Source organism: Marinobacter sp. THAF197a (assembly GCF_009363275.1).
In the GTDB taxonomy this organism is placed as follows: Bacteria; Pseudomonadota; Gammaproteobacteria; order Pseudomonadales; family Oleiphilaceae; genus Marinobacter.
The window spans coordinates 531233-547824 of sequence record NZ_CP045324.1 but is presented as its reverse complement, the minus strand read 5'-3'; the positions used below and the strand labels follow the sequence as shown (position 1 = coordinate 547824).

Sequence of the window (16592 nt, the reverse complement as noted above, 5' to 3'; positions counted from 1 at the left end):
GCTAACTATAACGCCCCTGCACGAGCCTCGGCCTGATCGGCCCCGGCCACGTTACCCCTGGCTCGGCGAATGTCCGCCAGCAACAACCACCCCGAACGCTGCATTCTCGAATCGTTTCCCGCCAGCGACAGACCTTTCAGCGTGAACTGTTCTGCCGCCCCCAGATTGTCACCAGACACATAGGCTTCCGCCAGTTTGAAATAGACCTCTGAGGAACGCGGCGCTATGCGTTGTGCCCGCTCCAGACGGGCGACAGCGCCGGCAGAGTCCCCCTGCGCCAGGCGCTGGTCGGCATCACGGATCAGGCTGACCGCTGCGGCCGGCAGTTCGTCACCGGACTCCCGATAACTGGGCGAGCGGGTAGCGGGCGCCTCCGGCTCACTCACCTCGGGCTGCTCGCTCTTGCGCCATACCCGGGGCTCAGACTCTTCTTGCGGCTCTGCGGTTCTTGGCGGTTCCGGCGCACTCGAGCGATCATCGCCGCCCATAGGTACGTAGATGGAGCCACCGCCGGGGCCGCTGGCGCAGCCTGCAAGGCCCAGCGCCATAGCCAGGCAACCGGCGCGGGTAATCGTTGTTTTATTCATCGGAACAATCCTTCAAACCAACTGCGTATTTGCCGGCCGAACTGCCTTTCGCAGTCCAGGCGCTGCCGGGGCTCACTGCCGGCGATAAATGGCACCAGACGGGCATCCTCACACCGCTCTCCCGTCAATGCCTGCTCCCGGGCATTGACCCAATGATACTGGACACCGTCCGGCATGACCGGTGAAAAGCCATGCTGTGGCAACTGCGCCATCATTGCAGACCACACCGGCAAGGCGCCAGAGGCGCCGGTCAATACCGTGGGGCCGTTATCGTCACGCCCCACCCAGGCCACCGCCAGATAATCACCACTGAACCCGGCGAACCAGGAGTCCCGACCCTGGTCTGTTGTGCCGGTCTTTCCAGCCAGTGTCAGTCGATCTGGCAGGGTCCGATAAGCTGAGCGGCCGGTACCCTCCTGCATGGTTTCCTGCATGGCGTACTGCACCAGGTGCACCGCAGCGGGGTCGGCAACCCGGTCGACTTTCAGGTTATAGCGCGATAACGGCTCGTTGCGGGCATCGGTCACCTCGCGAATGGTCCGCAGGGGTGTGTTGAACCCCGAAGTGGCCAACCCCTGATACATCTGAGCCACTTCCGCTGGCGTCAACGACATGGACCCCAGTAGCAGCGAGGGATAGTCCGAAATCGGTGTGGTCACCCCAAACGCCCTTAATACTTCCTGCACGCGCGGGATGCCGACATCCAGCCCTACCCGCACTGCCGGGAGGTTGTAGGACCGGGACAGGGCCAGGTGCAGGGGCACTTCGCCACGCTCCTCACCATCAAAGTTCTTGGGCTGCCACAACCGGCCGTCGTCAAACTCCAGGGTAAACGCGCGATCCTGAACCGGGGTAATCAAGGTATACCGGTCAGCCTGTTCAAGGGCTGCCAGATAGGTGAACGGCTTGATCAGCGAGCCAATGGGCCGGCGGGCGTCTACGGCACGGTTGAAGCCGGCAAACTCAGGGTCTTTGCCGCCCACCAGCGCCAACACCTCGCCGGTGTCCTTCGCGGTGACCACCAGAGCTGCCTCCAGGGCCTCGCGGGTGTCGCCACGGGCCAGCCTGGGCAGGGTATCGCGAACCGCCTTTTCTGACGCACCCTGAACCGCCGGGTCCAGGGTGGTGAATATGCGCAAGCCTTCACTCTGCAGGTCTTCTTCCCGGTAATCCCGAGCCAGGTGCCGGCGCACCAGGTCAATGTATGCCGGATAACGATTATCGGTATAAGACGGCCTGGCGCTCACCCCCAGGGGCTGGCGGATGGCCCGGGCTGTATCATCAGCGCTGATCAGCCCGGCCTCAGCCATTTCTGACAGCACCAGGTCACGCCGGGCCTTGGCCCGCTCCGGGTGGCGGCGCGGGTTGTAGTAGCTGGGGCCTTTGACCATGCCGATCAACAGGGCAATCTGATGAACGTCCAGGTCTTTCAGGGGCTCGCCAAAGAAAAACTGGCTGGCCAGGCCAAAGCCGTTGATGCTGCGGTTGCCGGCCTGGCCGAGGTAGACCTCGTTCAGATAGGTTTCCAGAATGTCGTCTTTCTCGTAGTGCCATTCCAGCAAAACCGACATCAGGGCTTCGTTACCCTTGCGCACCAGTGTCTGGTCTCGGGTCAGGAAAAAATTCTTCACCAGCTGCTGGGTCAGGGTACTGCCACCCTGCACTATCTGCCCCGCCTTGATGTTTGCCAGCATGGCCCGGGCGATAGACAAAGGCGCAACGCCGTGATGTTCGTAGAACTGCCGATCTTCAATCGCCATTAGGCCCAGGGGCAACAGCTCCGGCACCTCGTCAAGCCGAACCAGCACCCGGTCCTCCCGGTGGGTGGGGTAGATACCGCCAATCTGGGCAGGTTCCAGCCGGACAATCGGGGAATCCGGGCCCGCTACGACCGAAAACGACTGGATACGGTCTCCGGATACCAGCAGCGACAACCGGCGCCGGGGCTCCTCACCATCGGGGAACCTGAAACCACGGGCGCTGATCACAAAGCGCCCGCCATTACGCTGATAGGTGCCTGCGCGAACGCCATCTCCGGCCCGGTAGCCCGCCAGCTCCAGCTCACGGGCGAGACCTGATGCGCTCACGCTCGCGCCATCGTAGAGCTCTAGTGGCCGGGCGTAGACACGGGACGGCACTTCAAAACGGCGCCCCTCAAAGCGGGAGGTGACTACCGCGTCCAGGTACACCATCCAGCCGGCCAGAAGCACCAGGCCCAGGGCCCCGGCACGAAACAGGAAACGCCAGAAACCGCTGCGTTTGCGCACCGGTCTGGATTTAGAGGATTTTTTACGGGGGGAACGAGATTTGGTCATGGCCGGATTATAACGAAGCGGGCGACCCCTTCGGCAGGTCTGTTGTGTGTTATTTCTGTAATCCGCCCGTTATAGTAGGCCAATCAGAACAGAGCGATAAAAATCAATGAGTTCAGGGAACCAGGAGCACACCGTGAGCGAGACCCCATCGGAAACACTGATCAAGGCACTGCAAAACCCGGCACTGTATGACCACCCGGTACAGGGCTTCCAGGTCATTGAAACCCATATTTCACAGGTGTTACTGACCGGCAGCTACGCCTACAAGATCAAAAAACCGATGGATTTCGGCTTTCTGGACTTCTCCACTCTGGCGCGCCGCAAGCGCTTCTGCGAGGAAGAACTCCGGCTCAACAGCCGCCTGGCCTCGGAACTGTACCAGGACGTTTTGCCCATTACCGGCACACCGGAGCAGCCTGTTATCGGCGGCGAGGGAGAAGCCTTCGAATACGCCATCCGCATGCGCCAGTTCGACCAGGACCAGCTGTTCGACAAGCGCCAGGAGCGCGGTGACCTGCCACCGGAGATGCTCACCAACCTGGCCCGCCAGGTAGCGCAGTTCCACGATAGCTTGCCCGCCGTTGATGAAGACAAGCCACTGGGTACCCCGGAAGCGGTGTTCGCTGCCATGCAAGAGAATTTCGACCAGATCCGCCCGATGCTGGACGACAACGCCCTGCTGCTGCAGCTGGACAATCTGGAAGACTGGACCCGAACCACCTTCGAGCGGCACCGGGAGCTGATTGCCAGCCGGCGGGCAAAAGGCATGGTGCGGGAATGCCATGGCGACTTGCACCTGGCCAATATTACAGTGTTCAACGATCAGGTTACGGTGTTCGACTGCATCGAATTCAATGAGCCGTTCCGCTGGATTGATGTCATCAACGATCTGGCGTTTCTGCTGATGGACCTGGAATCCCGCCGGGAACCGCTGCTGGCCAACCTGGTGCTGAACAGCTATCTGGAATACCGGGGCGATTTCGAAGCCTTGGCGCTGCTCCCGCTCTACAAGGCTTACCGGGCGATGGTCCGGGCCAAAATCGCCCTGTTCACCATGGCTAACCCAAGCCTGGGCGAGGACGAAAGAGCCGGCCTGATGCAACGATACCGGGATTACGCCCAGTTGGCGGAAGATTACGGCGAGATCCCCAACCATTACCTGTTGGCCACCACCGGGCTTTCAGCCAGCGGCAAAACCTGCGTCAGTGCCGCCATGGCCGGCGAGCTGAACCTGATCAGGCTGCGCTCAGATGTTGAGCGCAAACGGTTGTACGGCCTTGGACCGCTGGACGACAGCAAATCCGGCGTTGGCACGGACCTGTACAGCCCGGAAGTCACCGAACAGACTTACCAGCACCTCGCCAATCTGGCCCAGGACCTGCTGGCCTCCGGGCTTTCCGTCATTGTGGATGCGGCCTGCCTGAAAGAACGCGAACGCACGCTCTTTGCCAAGGTGGCCGAGGCCCAGGGCGTGCCCTTTGCCCTGCTGCACTGCGAGGCCCCGGAACAGCTTAGGCGGGAGTGGGTGCGCAAACGCAAAGGCGATGCCTCGGAAGCCACCGAAGAACTGCTGGATGCACAGCAAAGCTGGTTCGAGCCACTGACGGTGGAGGAGAAAACCCACACGGTGCACCTGCATACCGACCAGGAGCATGTAGCTGAAGCGGTCGCAGACCGAATTCGGCAGCACTTTGGCTTGCCTCCGCGCCAGAGCGTCTAAACTTATCCGGAAATGCTTGGCTGTCATTCCATTCGAGGTGCGAGATGGACGAAATTCAGGAACACGAACTGCATCACATTGATCATCCGCTGTATGAAATACTGCGCAGCGAAGACATCAAGGCATTCAATGCCGAAAAAGCAAAGCTGAGCGAACTGCCCAGTTTTGCTCATGGCGACTTCCGGGGGCTGGATTTGAGGGGCCTGGACGCCAAAGGACTGGATTTACGCCACGCCTATTTCCGGGGCGCCGACCTGCGCGGCATCGACTTTTCCAAATCCCGGATGGAGGGCGCCAGCATTGCCAGCGCCAAGATCTCCGGCTGCTATTTCCCCCATCGCCTGGAGGCCGATGAAATCGTGATGTCGCTGAACCACGGCACCCGAATGCGTTACGCCCTGCTGCCGAAATGACGGAACAGAGCAATCCCTGGCAGACCGTTTGCCCGGTCAGCGACCTGGTGCCGGGCGCGTTTTTGGAGTTCCGGCTGAAACAGAAAGCCCGTGAACCGGAAGGCATGCCCCTGACCGGTTTTGTGTTTCTGGATGGTAGCGAGCCGAAAGCCTACCTGAACCTCTGCCCGCACCTGGGCATCGAACTGAACTGGATGCCGGGCAAGTTCATGGACGCCGACAACCTGTTTATCCAGTGCTCGACCCACGGCGCGCTGTTCAAGCCCGGCACCGGCGAATGCATTGCCGGGCCCTGCCAGGGCGATGCCCTGACTGCCCTGGATGTACGCCAGAACGGTGACCAGATCGAAATCAGGCTTGAAGACTGACCGGCACCGCTTCGGTCAGGTCCAGCCTGCCTCCCGGGTTGCCATCCGGCCCCGACAGCGCGGCGCGATAAGCCAGCACCTCGACCCCGGCGGCCTTCGCCTGGCGTAACAACTCGCCATAGCGGGCATCAATATGATCCGCCGGGCGCACCCTGTCGATTCCTGTGTGGTTAACCACAAAAAAGAGTACCGCCCGGTCGCCTTTTGCAACCTGCACCATCAGTTCCCGCAGGTGCTTCTGGCCCCGTTCGGTCACCGCATCCGGGAAATAGCCGTGCGAACCTTCCGCCAAAGTGACATTCTTTACCTCAACCCAGGCGTCTGGCCGCGCCGGATGGCCCGACAACAACAAATCTATCCGGCTTTTCTCATCACCGTATCGCACTTCTGCCCGGCACTCTGTGTAACCGGCCAGCTCCGGTACCCGCCCGGCTTCAATGGCCTCTCGTGCCTGGGCGTTGGGACGGGCGGTGTTGACGCAGGCGAACACAGCCGGGGCCGTTTCTACCAACTCCCAGGTGAACTTCAGTTTCCGCTTGGGATTATCACTCCGGCTCAGCCAGACCCGGGCATTATCCGGCTGGCAACCGAGCATAGACCCGGTGTTCGGGCAATGGGCCGTAACCTCTTCGCCATCGGGCAGACGTACATCGGCAAGGAAGCGTTTGTAGCGTCGAATCAGGCGCCCTTCCACCAAAGGTTCAGCAAACTTCATGTGCTCTCCGCAAAAAGTCGTTGTCACAAGGCTGGCCACCCTGAGACTAATCTGCTATTTTCCGCAAATTCCCGTTTCAGGACGAATGCTTTATCCAGGGTTAAACCGCGCAGCAACCGTGCTGGCGCGGCGGAAGCAAAGCGTTCTTGTAGAAGTACAAACAAGAGGCCGGGTTCAATGGCAAACACTGCAGAACAACCACGCGAACGTTTTACCAATTTCACCCCTTATGAAATGAAAAAGGGTGAAGACTACATGAGTGCTGATATGCTGCAGCACTTCAAAAATCTGCTCCTGCAATGGAAACAGGAGTTGATGGAAGAAGTGGACCGCACCATGCACCACATGCAGGAAGACGCCGCAAATTACGCGGATCCCAGTGACCGTGCAACCCAGGAAGAAGAATTCAGCCTGGAGCTGCGCACCCGGGATCGCGAGCGCAAGCTGATCAAAAAGATCGACCAGACCATCGACCGCATCGACAAGGACGACTATGGCTTCTGCGATCAGTGCGGCGTGGAGATCGGCATTCGTCGCCTTGAAGCTCGCCCGACGGCCACACTGTGCATCGACTGCAAAACCCTGGCAGAAATCCGCGAGCGCCAGACTGGCATCTGAGCCCTACCGATAGCCGGCCGCATAAGCAGCCGGCTTACTGAGTCTCTATGGAGCAACCACGGTACCGTGGGCGTTTTGCCCCTTCCCCGACAGGACCGCTGCATTTCGGCTCCCTTGTAACCGCCCTGGCCAGTTGGCTGGAAGCCCGCACCGCCGGTGGCGACTGGCTGGTTCGTATCGAAGACCTGGACCCGCTACGGGAGCCCCCCGAGGCCACCGGCCAGATTCTCCATTCCCTGGATTGCCACGGGCTGTTTCCCGACGAACCGGTACGATTTCAATCCCGGCGCCACGACGCCTACCAGGCTGCCATTGGCCAGCTTCTGGCGCGGCATCAAGCCTATCGTTGCCGGTGCTCCCGAAAACTGCTCCAAAAGCACGGCGGTTATCATCCGGACCACTGCCGAGATGGCCATCCAGCACCTGGAGATACCCCCTACGCTATTCGATTTGCCCTGACCGACGAACTCAGCCACTGGCAGGACCTGCTGCTGGGCGATCAGCAACAGAAAGTAGCGGCAGAACTGGACGACCCGGTGCTACTGCGTAAGGAGGGCTTCTATGCCTACCAACTGGCGGTGGTGGTGGACGATATCGACCAGAACATCAGCCACGTGGTGCGGGGCTCCGACTTACTGGACATGACAGCGCAGCAGCAACAGATTTTCCGTGCTCTTGGCGCCCAGCCACCGCAGTGGCTGCATATTCCCGTCATCGTGAACGATCAGGGCCAGAAGCTGAGCAAACAGACCCATGCTCCGGCGCTGGATGACCAACAGCCCGCAGCCAACCTGGTCAACGCACTGGCAGCCTTGGGCCAACAGCCGCCGTCCGCGCTTCTGAACGCAACGGTGGACGATGTGCTGGCCTGGGGCCGGGAAAACTGGCGCCGGCACGCTATCCCCCTGACATCTCGGCAGGCCCATGGTATAAACCCAGACACACACTTGCGTCCGGACCACTGAGCCGATGTATATCTACCGCCTGGTCTTTTTGCTGGTACTGGCCATTTATATTTTTTCTCCCAACATTCTGGACTGGTGGACCTCACCAGATAACGCCTGGTACAGCCCCTACGTGATCTGGGGAGGCCTGATTGCCATCGGCTTCTGGCTCGAATGGCGGCGAGACCCAAATGAGTTTTAGCGCCAGCGGCCTGCTACTGGCCAGCCTCCTGTACCTGATTCTGTTGTTCGGCATTGCCTGGAGTACCGAGCGGGGCACTCTGCTGCGCCAGTGGGTACGACATCCTCTAGTTTATACCCTCAGCCTTGGCGTCTACGCCGGCATCTGGGCAGTCTACGGCGCCATCGGCATGGCCGCGGAATCCGGTTACGGCTTTCTGGCTTACTATCTGGGTATCTCCGGGGCCTTTCTGCTGGCACCGGTGTTGCTGAACCCGATCTTGCGCATCGGCCGCGCTTATCAACTGACGTCCCTGGCTGACCTGTTTGCCTATCGTTATCGCAGCCAGTGGGCCGGCACCCTGGTGACACTCTGCTCAGCCGCCGCCATTCTGGCGCTGCTGAGCATGCAGATTCAGGCTGTTGCGGTATCGGCGTCCCTGCTCGCGCCTGACACCTCACCCAAAGCCATCAGTGTGATGTTCAGCCTGATCGTCGTGCTGTTCACCATGCTCTTTGGCGCACGCCGGCACCAGAGCTCTGGCAACCATCAGGGGCTGGTGCTGGCCATCGCCTTTGACTCCCTGGTCAAGGTGGTTGCCCTGCTGGTGCTGGGTGGTGTGGTGTTATTCGGTGTGTTCGGCGGCACCGACGGGCTTGAAGAATGGTTGGCCCAGGCCTCACACCCCGAGGCAACCATGACCATGGCGATCAATGACGGCAGCTGGCGGGCCCTGCTGCTGATGTCGTTTGCCGCCGCGCTGGTCCTGCCGCACATGTACCATATGACCTTCAGCGAGAACCCATCGCCAAGAGCCCTGGCGAAAGCCAGCTGGGGCCTGCCCCTGTATCTGCTGCTGCTTGGCCTGCCTGTGCCCCTGATTGTCTGGGCCGGTCAGGCCCTGGGTGTTGTTGTGCCCCAGGCGTTTTTCAGTATCGGGGTGGCCCAGGCACTGGAGAGCCCAGCGCTAACACTGTTGATGTATATCGCAGGGCTTTCCGCCGCCAGCGGACTGATGATCGTCAGCACCCTGGCGCTGTCGGGTATGGTTCTGAACCATGTTGTGCTGCCCCTGAAAACCCCCAAAGACCAGGGCGACATCTATCAGTGGCTGCAGTGGGTAAAACGCCTGCTCATTGCCGTTATCCTGTTTCTGGCGCTGCTATTCCACGAAACCATTGGCCAGAACCTGGACCTGTCCATCCTCGGAGCAATCTCGCTCTCCGGCACCTTGCAGCTGCTACCAGGCGCCCTCGGCGTTATCTACTGGCCGGAGGGCAACCGGCGCGGCCTGATCGCCGGACTGCTGACCGGCCTGGCCATCTGGATGACCACCCTGGTGCTGCCGTTTTCCTACGCCGCCGACCTGCTGTCCTGGCTGGACCTTCCGGTCACTCCGGGTTATGACAACTGGCATCTGTTCACGTTCATCAGCCTGACGGCCAACATTTCGGTGTTTGCACTGGTCTCCATCCTGAGCCCCGCGTCTCCGGAAGAAACCAGCGCGGCACAGGCCTGCTCCCTGGGTGCGCTGTCTCGCCCACAGCGTAGGGAACTGCTGGCAACATCTTCCAACGACTTCGTTCAACACCTGACCGACCCGCTGGGCCCGACCGTGGCCCGGCGGGAAGTGGAGCGCGCACTGGGGCAATTAAAGCTGCCCAACGTGGAGTTTCGCCCCTACCAGCTCAGGCGCCTGCGGGATCAGGTTGAAATCAACCTGTCGGGCTTGCTGGGCCCTGCCGTGGCCCGGGATATTGTCAAACGCCATCTGGGCTTCAAACCCCTGACCCACGGCGGCACCGGCCAGGACATCCGCTACGTGGAACGGGCGCTGGGCGACTACCAGAACCAGCTCACCGGCCTGGCGGGGGAGCTCGACAACTTGCGGCGCCACTACCGGCAGACCCTGCAGAACCTGCCGATACCCGCCTGCTCTGTCGGTGAGGATGGCGAAATCCTGATGTGGAACCACGCCATCGAATCGCTCACCGGCATTTCTGCCGACGAGGTGGTCGGCGCCAAACTCATGGCTCTGCCGGAGCACTGGCATACCCTGCTGGACGACTTCAACCGGGGCGACGACCTGCACCGTTACAAACACCGGCTGGACCTGCGCGGCAAGCCCCACTGGCTGAACCTTCATAAGGCCGCCCTGAGCGGGCCAGACCATCCAGAGGGTGGCTCTATCATTCTGGTGGAAGACCAGACCGAAACCCGGTTGCTGGAAGACGAGCTGATGCACAGTGAACGGCTGGCCTCCGTGGGCCGACTGGCCGCAGGTGTTGCCCACGAGATTGGCAACCCGGTCACCGGTATTTCGTCGTTGGCCCAGAACCTGAAACTGGAAACCGACGACCCGTCCATCCTGGAAACCGCAGACCAGATACAGCAGCAAACCCGACGCATCTCCGCCATTCTGCAGTCACTGATGAACTTTGCCCGAACGGGCAACCACGCCCATGCCAACCGCTATGAGCCGGTCAGTATCCACCGCTGCGTGGAAGAATCCATCAACCTGTTGTCGCTGAGTGACAAGGGTATGGGCATCCGGTACATGAATGAGTGCCCGGCAAACCTGCAGATACTGGGGGATGAGCAACGCCTGGTGCAGGTCTTCGTCAACCTGCTGGCCAACGCCCGTGATGCCTCGCCAGACGGCGGCACCATTCGGGTCAGTGGAAAGGGCGATGGCTACTCCGCTATCATCGAAGTGATTGACGAAGGCACCGGCATTCCCGCTGACCAGCTGGACCATATCTTTGAACCGTTTTACACCACCAAAGCACCGAACAAAGGCACGGGCCTTGGGCTTTCGCTGGTGTACAGCATTGTTGAAGAACACTATGGCAACGTACAAGTGGAAAGCCCGGCCGATACCGAACGCCAGCGGGGAACCTGTGTAAGGTTACGCCTGCCCGCCTACGAGCCAGACACCGATACCGGCAACAGCACCCCGAACGAAAGGTCGTGAACGCGATATGCCCCGTATTCTGATAGTTGAAGATGAAGACATTATCCGCTCCGCGGTCCGCAAGCTTCTACAGCACGCCGGTTACGAAGTGGCGGATGCCGTCTCCGTTGAGGAAGCGGACAACCTGGAACCGGACGGCTTTGACCTGATCATCACAGATCTGCGCCTGCCCGGCGCGGCGGGTACCGAGATGATCAACCGGGCGCCCAACACCCCGGTGCTGATCATGACCAGCTATGCCAGCCTGCGCTCCGCCGTGGATTCCATGAAACTCGGCGCCGTGGACTACATCGCCAAGCCCTTTGATCACGATGAAATGCTCGCAGCCGTGGAGAACATCCTGGCCCGCCAGAGTACGCAGCCTGCTGAGCCCGGCAGTGGCGAGAGCACCGGGCAGCACCAGGCGACCGAATCCGACCCGGCAGCCATCATGTACGGCCAGTGCGAGCCCATGCAGAAGGTGTTCACGCTGATTCGCAAGGTGGCCCCGACCGAAACCACCGTCCTGATACAGGGCGAGTCCGGCACCGGCAAGGAGTTGGCGGCCAGAGCCCTGCATCTGCTCAGCCCCCGGGCTACCAAGCCGCTGATTTCAGTAAACTGCGCCGCCATACCCGAAAGCCTGATTGAATCGGAGTTGTTCGGCCATGAGAAAGGCGCCTTCACCGGCGCCGTATCCGCCCGTACCGGTCTGATTGAAGCCGCCGATGGCGGCAGCCTGTTCCTTGATGAGATAGGAGAACTGCCAGCGGAAGCCCAGGCCCGGCTACTGCGGGTGCTGCAGGAAAGCGAGATCCGCAAGGTCGGCTCCACCCAGAGCCGGAAAGTCGATGTGCGCATGATTGCCGCAACCCACCGCAACCTGAAAGCAATGACCCGCACCGGAGAATTCCGGGAAGACCTGTATTACCGGCTTAACGTAATGCAAATCCGAATTCCGCCCCTGCGAGAACGCCGGTCAGACATTCTGGGCCTGGCCCGCCGTTTCCTTAAGCGGCAGGCAGAGAAGCTCGGACGGCCGGAGCTCAGTCTCAGCCCGGAGGCCATGCAGGCGCTGGAGCGGTGCCGCTGGCCAGGTAACGTGCGGGAGCTGGAAAATGCCATCGAACGGGCCTCCATTCTCACGGACGGAGACATCATCACCCCCTCAGTGCTGGACCTCGATAACGAGGGCAGTGACGAATACATTCCCGAAACTTTGGTAGAAGGCAACAACGAGCAGACCCGCACCCGCGAGCCGGACTCCGCCAACGACCTGTCTCTGGAAGACTACTTTCAGCATTTTGTGCTGGAGAACCAGGACCGGATGAGCGAAACCGAGCTGGCTCAGAAACTGGGCATCAGCCGGAAATCTCTGTGGGAACGGCGCCAGCGTTTGGGTATTCCCCGCAAGAAAAGTTCCTGAACAAAGAAATGAATCCAAAATCATTTGTTACCAGGCGTTCCCCAAGGTAACACTTCCGGCTCAGGTTACGTGAGACAGGTAACACTTTAGACGTATACGGGGTAACACTTATTTCTCACAAAAACATAACCCTCTGTTAATTAAAGATTTTCAAAAACTGGCACAGCCTTCGCACCCTTATTAGCGCACAACAACAAAAACAAAAGTGACAACGCAGCGGCAAAACAAAAACAAAAAGCTGCATGAGCATCCAGCAACAAAAACAAAAACAGGATGCAAGCGAACTGAGTGTTTTGGGTACTTTGCTTTTTAGTGGTCCCCAGGCATGTGCGAGTTGTAGATGTAGAGAAGAATCGCTCCAGAAGCGGCACTGCACCTACCAACATAGCCCGCATTTTGCTCCTGACCGCTCTATGTATTCAAAGCTTTCCGTTTGCGTTATTTGATGTCCTTACTGTTGGGACAACACGGTGGGGTAAAAAAATCAAAAAGAATCCCGGCAACAACAAAAACAATGCAGATCGTCAACGCTTTCAGGGCGGGTTCGTGAAAACGGATCCGCCTTTTGATTATCTGGCCCACAGACCCACCCTCAGCGCCCCAACCCCTGAACAAAAATCACCTTTTCTATTTCCGTTTCTGCCTAAACATGTGCAATTCCTGCGCAAACCGTTAAAATCCCCGTCTTTGCGCATCGCAATCACGGAATTTCATGCCTAAACGACTTGTAGAAAAACTACGCTCCTTCATTCCCGGCAACGGGAAAAAGAAAGCCCGACGCTACCAGCGGCAGGAGATCCCCCGGGATCAGCACACCGTGTCCCGCTCGATGATCAGCGAGCCCGCACGAAAAGTCCTGCATCGGCTCAACAAAGCCGGCTATGAAGCTTATCTGGTGGGTGGCGGCGTGCGCGACATCCTCCTGGGCGGACAGCCAAAGGATTTCGACATTGCCACCGACGCTACCCCTGAGGAAGTTCACGACCTGTTCCGGAATTCCCGACTGATCGGGCGCCGGTTCCGGATTGTGCACGTGGTATTCGGCCGGGAAATCATCGAGGTGACCACTTTCAGGGGCAACGCCCGGGACACCGAAGATGAACCGGCAGCCGACGAGCACAGAACCAGTGAGCATGGCCTGCTGTTGCGCGACAATGTCTACGGCAACCAGGAAGAAGACGCCCTGCGCCGTGACTTCACCATCAACGCGCTTTACTACTGCATCCGCAACTTCACCATCATCGACTACGCCAACGGCGTTGACGATCTGAAAAATCGCCAGATCCGCCTGATCGGTGACCCGGAAACCCGCTACCGTGAAGACCCGGTTCGCATGCTTCGCGCCATCCGCTTTGCCGCCAAACTGGGTTTCGAGATTGAACCGGACACCGAAGCTCCCATCCGGGAACTGGCTCCACTGCTGACTCACATCCCATCGGCCCGGCTATTTGATGAAGTGCTCAAGCTGTTCTCGGCGGGCCATGGCGAAGCTACCTACGACTTGCTCAGCGAGTACGGGCTACTGGCGCCCTTGTTCCCGGAAACCGCCAAGGCCATCGACGCCGGGGAATCCGACGAACTCATTCGCCAGGCACTGCGCAATACCGACGCCCGGATTGCCCAGGGCAAATCCGTCACTCCTTACTTCCTGTTTGCCGCCATGCTCTGGCCGGCCCTACAAGTGGAATGGCGCCGCCGCCAGGATAATGGCGACCCGGTGCAGCCCGCCCTTCATGGCGCCATCGGCAAAGTCATTGGCCGGCAGGTGCAGGCCACGGCCATTCCGAAACGCTTCTCAGGCCCGATGAAAGAGATCTGGGAAATGCAGATGCGCCTGCCCAGGCGCCAGGGCAAGCGGGCTTTTGGCACGCTGACCCACCCGCGCTTCCGGGCTGCGTACGATTTCCTGCTGGTACGTGAATCCGCCGGCGAGATCGAACCGGGCCTCGGCGACTGGTGGACGGAATTCCAGCGCCTGGATGAACGCGGGCAGGAAAAAATGCTGTCGGAACTGGGCTCCGCCAGCACCCCGCGTAAACGGCGCCGCAAACGCAGCCCGGTCAAAAGGCCACCGCAAGCATGACGGTAGTGGCCTATGTTGGGCTGGGCAGCAATCTGGAAGACCCAACCGCACAGCTGGCACGCGCGGTTGCCGAACTGGCCAGCCTGCCCAACACCTCCCTGATGGCACAGTCTGCCTTCTATGCCAGCCGGCCGGTTGGCCCTCAGGATCAACCGGACTTCGTGAATGGCGCCGTGCAACTGTCCACGGAGCTGTCGCCACACCAGCTACTGGATCATCTTCAAGCCATCGAACAGGCTCATGGCCGGGAGCGACTGCGCCACTGGGGGCCCCGAACCCTGGACCTTGACCTGCTGCTTTACGGCAACGACAGCATCCACGACGAACGACTGACCGTACCCCATGCCGAGCTGGCCAACCGGGACTTCGTGCTGCAGCCCCTGCTCGATCTGAATCCCGAGCTGGTGCTGCCCGATGGCCGAAGCATTGAAACACTGCGACAAGCATGCCCGGACAACCAGCTTCGATTATTGCCCCCAAAGGCCGGAAGTCACTGACCCCAAGCCAGACTCCCATGCTACTCTTGTGTCAGATATACCCCGGCATTAATCTATCGCTCTGAGCTCGGACGACCCCGAGCCAGAACCGGCCCATCCACCCAAAAGGCAAGGATCTTATGGCAGTTACCATCAATACCCTGCGGGAATACAAGCAAAAGGGCGAAGCCTTCTCTGCCCTGACCTCCTACGATGCCACCTTCGCACATGTGGTCAGTGAGGCCGGCGTTGACGTTATCCTGATTGGTGATTCGCTGGGCATGGTTCTGCAGGGGCATGACAGCACCCTGCCAGTCACAATGGAACAGATGGTTTACCACACCAGCTGCGTTGCCAAAGGCAACCAGGGTTCACTGATCATGGCCGATATGCCTTTCATGTCTTACGGCACCGTGACCGATGCCCTGGACAACGCCGCAGAACTGATGCGCGCCGGCGCCCACATGGTCAAGCTTGAGGGTACCGACTGGATGAAAGACACCATCGAAGCCCTGAGTGAGCGCGGTGTGCCGGTGTGCGCCCACCTGGGGCTGACGCCACAATTCGTCAACAAGTTTGGCGGCTACAAGGTTCAGGGCCGTGACGAAAAGGCTGCCGAAGCCATGATCGAGCATGCCTGCGAGCTGGAAGCGGCCGGCGCCGATGTCATCCTTCTGGAATGCGTACCCGCCCCTCTGGCTGCCCGCATCACCCAGGCCGTCCGGGCCCCGGTGATCGGCATTGGCGCAGGCGCAGACACCGACGGCCAGGTACTGGTGCTGCACGATATGCTGGGCATCACCACCGGCCGCAAACCCCGCTTCGTGAAGAACTTCCTGGCGGAAACCAACTCTATTCCGGAGGCCATCGCCGCCTACGCCCAGGCCGTCAAGGCGCGTTCATTTCCGGCCGAGGAGCATACGTTCAAGGCATGAGAACCGTACATTCACTCAAAGAACTCCGAACCATTCTGCGCAGCTACCGGCAGCAGGGTAAAACCATTGGCCTGGTGCCCACCATGGGCAATCTGCACGAGGGCCACGTTTCGCTGGTACGGAAGGCGGCAGAGGCAGCGGATATCGTTGTCACCAGCATTTTTGTCAATCCGATGCAGTTCGGCGCCAACGAAGACCTGGACACTTACCCCCGCACACTCGCCGACGACCAGGACAAGCTGGCCGCCGCTGGCAACACCCTGGTTTTCGCGCCTTCGGCGGACGAGATTTACCCCGAAGGCCTGGCCCGACAAACCAAAGTGGTTGTGCCGGAAGTCAGCGAAGGGCACTGCGGTGCCAGCCGGCCAGGGCACTTCGAGGGTGTGGCAACGGTCGTCACCATGCTGTTCAACATGGTTCAGCCCGACCTGGCAGTGTTCGGCGAGAAAGATTTCCAGCAATTGGCCGTCATCCGCAAACTGACCCGGGACCTGATGATCCCGGTTGAAATTATTGGCGCCCCCACTGTTCGCGAAGAGGACGGGCTGGCGAAAAGCTCCAGAAACGGCTATCTCAATGAAGAGGAAAGAGCCATTGCGCCGGTGGTGTATCAGACGTTGACCAACGTGGCTGCGCAACTGGAACAGGGCCGCTCCGATTTTGACGATCTGGCACGGGAAGCGAACGACACGCTGGCCAAGGCCGGGCTACGCCCGGACTATTTCAACATTGTGAATAGCCAGACGCTGAAACCAGCCATCGAAGCAGATCAGGAGCTGACACTCCTGGTCGCGGCGTTTTTAGGGACCACCCGGCTAATCGACAACCTTAGCGTCACCCGATAACACCAGGAACCAC

16 protein-coding genes are annotated in these 16592 nt (G+C 60.0%); 13 read left to right on the top strand and 3 right to left on the bottom strand.

The features are described from left to right. Positions 1-5: 5 nt before the first annotated feature. Together FIV08_RS02450 and mrcB are read right to left on the bottom strand one after the other, a co-directional pair. Positions 6-587: a tetratricopeptide repeat protein gene (locus tag FIV08_RS02450; RefSeq protein ID WP_138436760.1), complete on the bottom strand. Its 582-nt coding sequence runs from the start codon at positions 585-587 to the stop codon at positions 6-8. Next, complete coding sequence (gene mrcB, locus FIV08_RS02445) at positions 584-2902, bottom strand: penicillin-binding protein 1B (RefSeq protein ID WP_152437246.1); 2319 nt, start codon at positions 2900-2902, stop codon at positions 584-586. The genes FIV08_RS02450 and mrcB overlap by 4 nt, the downstream gene beginning before the upstream one ends. 133 nt (positions 2903-3035) lie before the next feature. Here mrcB and FIV08_RS02440 point away from each other — a divergent pair, with 133 nt between their 5' ends. Genes FIV08_RS02440 through FIV08_RS02430 form a run of 3 tightly spaced genes read left to right on the top strand, consistent with a single transcriptional unit; the run spans position 3036 to position 5403 of the window. Then, positions 3036-4622, top strand: a complete 1587-nt coding sequence (locus FIV08_RS02440; protein WP_152437245.1) for an AAA family ATPase — start codon at positions 3036-3038, stop codon at positions 4620-4622. A 44-nt stretch (positions 4623-4666) separates the two neighbouring features. Then, a complete protein-coding gene (locus tag FIV08_RS02435) occupies positions 4667-5035 on the top strand; it encodes a pentapeptide repeat-containing protein (RefSeq protein ID WP_152437244.1) in 369 nt (122 codons plus the stop codon). Beyond that, positions 5032-5403 carry a Rieske (2Fe-2S) protein gene (locus tag FIV08_RS02430; protein ID WP_152437243.1) on the top strand — a complete coding sequence of 124 codons (372 nt, stop codon included), beginning with the start codon at positions 5032-5034 and terminating at the stop codon, positions 5401-5403. Before FIV08_RS02435 ends, FIV08_RS02430 begins: the two co-directional genes overlap by 4 nt. Here FIV08_RS02430 and sfsA read toward each other — a convergent pair. Then, positions 5387-6118: a DNA/RNA nuclease SfsA gene (gene sfsA / locus FIV08_RS02425; RefSeq protein WP_152437242.1), complete on the bottom strand. Its 732-nt coding sequence runs from the start codon at positions 6116-6118 to the stop codon at positions 5387-5389. The genes FIV08_RS02430 and sfsA overlap by 17 nt on opposite strands. A gap of 177 nt (positions 6119-6295) precedes the next feature. Here sfsA and dksA point away from each other — a divergent pair, with 177 nt between their 5' ends. The 10 genes from dksA to panC all read left to right on the top strand — a co-directional run bounded on the left by dksA (position 6296) and on the right by panC (position 16579). Beyond that, positions 6296-6736 carry an RNA polymerase-binding protein DksA gene (dksA, locus tag FIV08_RS02420; protein ID WP_058090703.1) on the top strand — a complete coding sequence of 147 codons (441 nt, stop codon included), beginning with the start codon at positions 6296-6298 and terminating at the stop codon, positions 6734-6736. Positions 6737-6783: 47 nt separating this feature from the next. After that, positions 6784-7701, top strand: coding sequence for a tRNA glutamyl-Q(34) synthetase GluQRS (gluQRS, locus tag FIV08_RS02415; RefSeq protein ID WP_152437241.1), 918 nt, complete (start codon positions 6784-6786; stop codon positions 7699-7701). A gap of 4 nt (positions 7702-7705) precedes the next feature. Beyond that, positions 7706-7882, top strand: a complete 177-nt coding sequence (locus tag FIV08_RS19670) for a hypothetical protein (protein WP_058090701.1) — start codon at positions 7706-7708, stop codon at positions 7880-7882. Beyond that, positions 7872-10835: an ATP-binding protein gene (locus FIV08_RS02410; protein WP_152437240.1), complete on the top strand. Its 2964-nt coding sequence runs from the start codon at positions 7872-7874 to the stop codon at positions 10833-10835. The genes FIV08_RS19670 and FIV08_RS02410 overlap by 11 nt, the downstream gene beginning before the upstream one ends. Positions 10836-10842: 7 nt before the next feature. Next, a complete protein-coding gene (locus tag FIV08_RS02405; protein WP_152437239.1) occupies positions 10843-12240 on the top strand; it encodes a sigma-54-dependent transcriptional regulator in 1398 nt (465 codons plus the stop codon). Positions 12241-12528: 288 nt separating this feature from the next. After that, positions 12529-12960 carry a hypothetical protein gene (locus tag FIV08_RS02400; protein ID WP_228715480.1) on the top strand — a complete coding sequence of 144 codons (432 nt, stop codon included), beginning with the start codon at positions 12529-12531 and terminating at the stop codon, positions 12958-12960. After that, positions 12953-14323 (top strand): polynucleotide adenylyltransferase PcnB, encoded by a 1371-nt coding sequence (gene pcnB / locus FIV08_RS02395; RefSeq protein ID WP_152437238.1) that lies wholly within the window; start codon positions 12953-12955, stop codon positions 14321-14323. Before FIV08_RS02400 ends, pcnB begins: the two co-directional genes overlap by 8 nt. Then, a complete protein-coding gene (folK, locus tag FIV08_RS02390) occupies positions 14320-14820 on the top strand; it encodes a 2-amino-4-hydroxy-6-hydroxymethyldihydropteridine diphosphokinase (RefSeq protein WP_152437237.1) in 501 nt (166 codons plus the stop codon). Before pcnB ends, folK begins: the two co-directional genes overlap by 4 nt. 119 nt (positions 14821-14939) lie before the next feature. After that, the gene (panB, locus tag FIV08_RS02385) at positions 14940-15734 is read left to right on the top strand and encodes a 3-methyl-2-oxobutanoate hydroxymethyltransferase (protein ID WP_061333538.1); all 795 of its coding nucleotides are present in this window, start codon (positions 14940-14942) and stop codon (positions 15732-15734) included. After that, complete coding sequence (gene panC / locus FIV08_RS02380) at positions 15731-16579, top strand: pantoate--beta-alanine ligase (protein WP_152437236.1); 849 nt, start codon at positions 15731-15733, stop codon at positions 16577-16579. The genes panB and panC overlap by 4 nt, the downstream gene beginning before the upstream one ends. Positions 16580-16592 lie beyond the last annotated feature (13 nt).

Coding starts and splice junctions, on each gene's coding strand:
- FIV08_RS02450 (WP_138436760.1), bottom strand. CDS start 587: ATGAATAAAACAACGATTACCCGCGCCGGTTGCCTGGCTATGGCGCTG.
- mrcB (WP_152437246.1), bottom strand. CDS start 2,902: ATGACCAAATCTCGTTCCCCCCGTAAAAAATCCTCTAAATCCAGACCG.
- FIV08_RS02435 (WP_152437244.1), top strand. CDS start 4,667: ATGGACGAAATTCAGGAACACGAACTGCATCACATTGATCATCCGCTG.
- FIV08_RS02430 (WP_152437243.1), top strand. CDS start 5,032: ATGACGGAACAGAGCAATCCCTGGCAGACCGTTTGCCCGGTCAGCGAC.
- sfsA (WP_152437242.1), bottom strand. CDS start 6,118: ATGAAGTTTGCTGAACCTTTGGTGGAAGGGCGCCTGATTCGACGCTAC.
- dksA (WP_058090703.1), top strand. CDS start 6,296: ATGGCAAACACTGCAGAACAACCACGCGAACGTTTTACCAATTTCACC.
- gluQRS (WP_152437241.1), top strand. CDS start 6,784: ATGGAGCAACCACGGTACCGTGGGCGTTTTGCCCCTTCCCCGACAGGA.
- FIV08_RS19670 (WP_058090701.1), top strand. CDS start 7,706: ATGTATATCTACCGCCTGGTCTTTTTGCTGGTACTGGCCATTTATATT.
- FIV08_RS02410 (WP_152437240.1), top strand. CDS start 7,872: ATGAGTTTTAGCGCCAGCGGCCTGCTACTGGCCAGCCTCCTGTACCTG.
- FIV08_RS02405 (WP_152437239.1), top strand. CDS start 10,843: ATGCCCCGTATTCTGATAGTTGAAGATGAAGACATTATCCGCTCCGCG.
- pcnB (WP_152437238.1), top strand. CDS start 12,953: ATGCCTAAACGACTTGTAGAAAAACTACGCTCCTTCATTCCCGGCAAC.
- folK (WP_152437237.1), top strand. CDS start 14,320: ATGACGGTAGTGGCCTATGTTGGGCTGGGCAGCAATCTGGAAGACCCA.
- panB (WP_061333538.1), top strand. CDS start 14,940: ATGGCAGTTACCATCAATACCCTGCGGGAATACAAGCAAAAGGGCGAA.
- panC (WP_152437236.1), top strand. CDS start 15,731: ATGAGAACCGTACATTCACTCAAAGAACTCCGAACCATTCTGCGCAGC.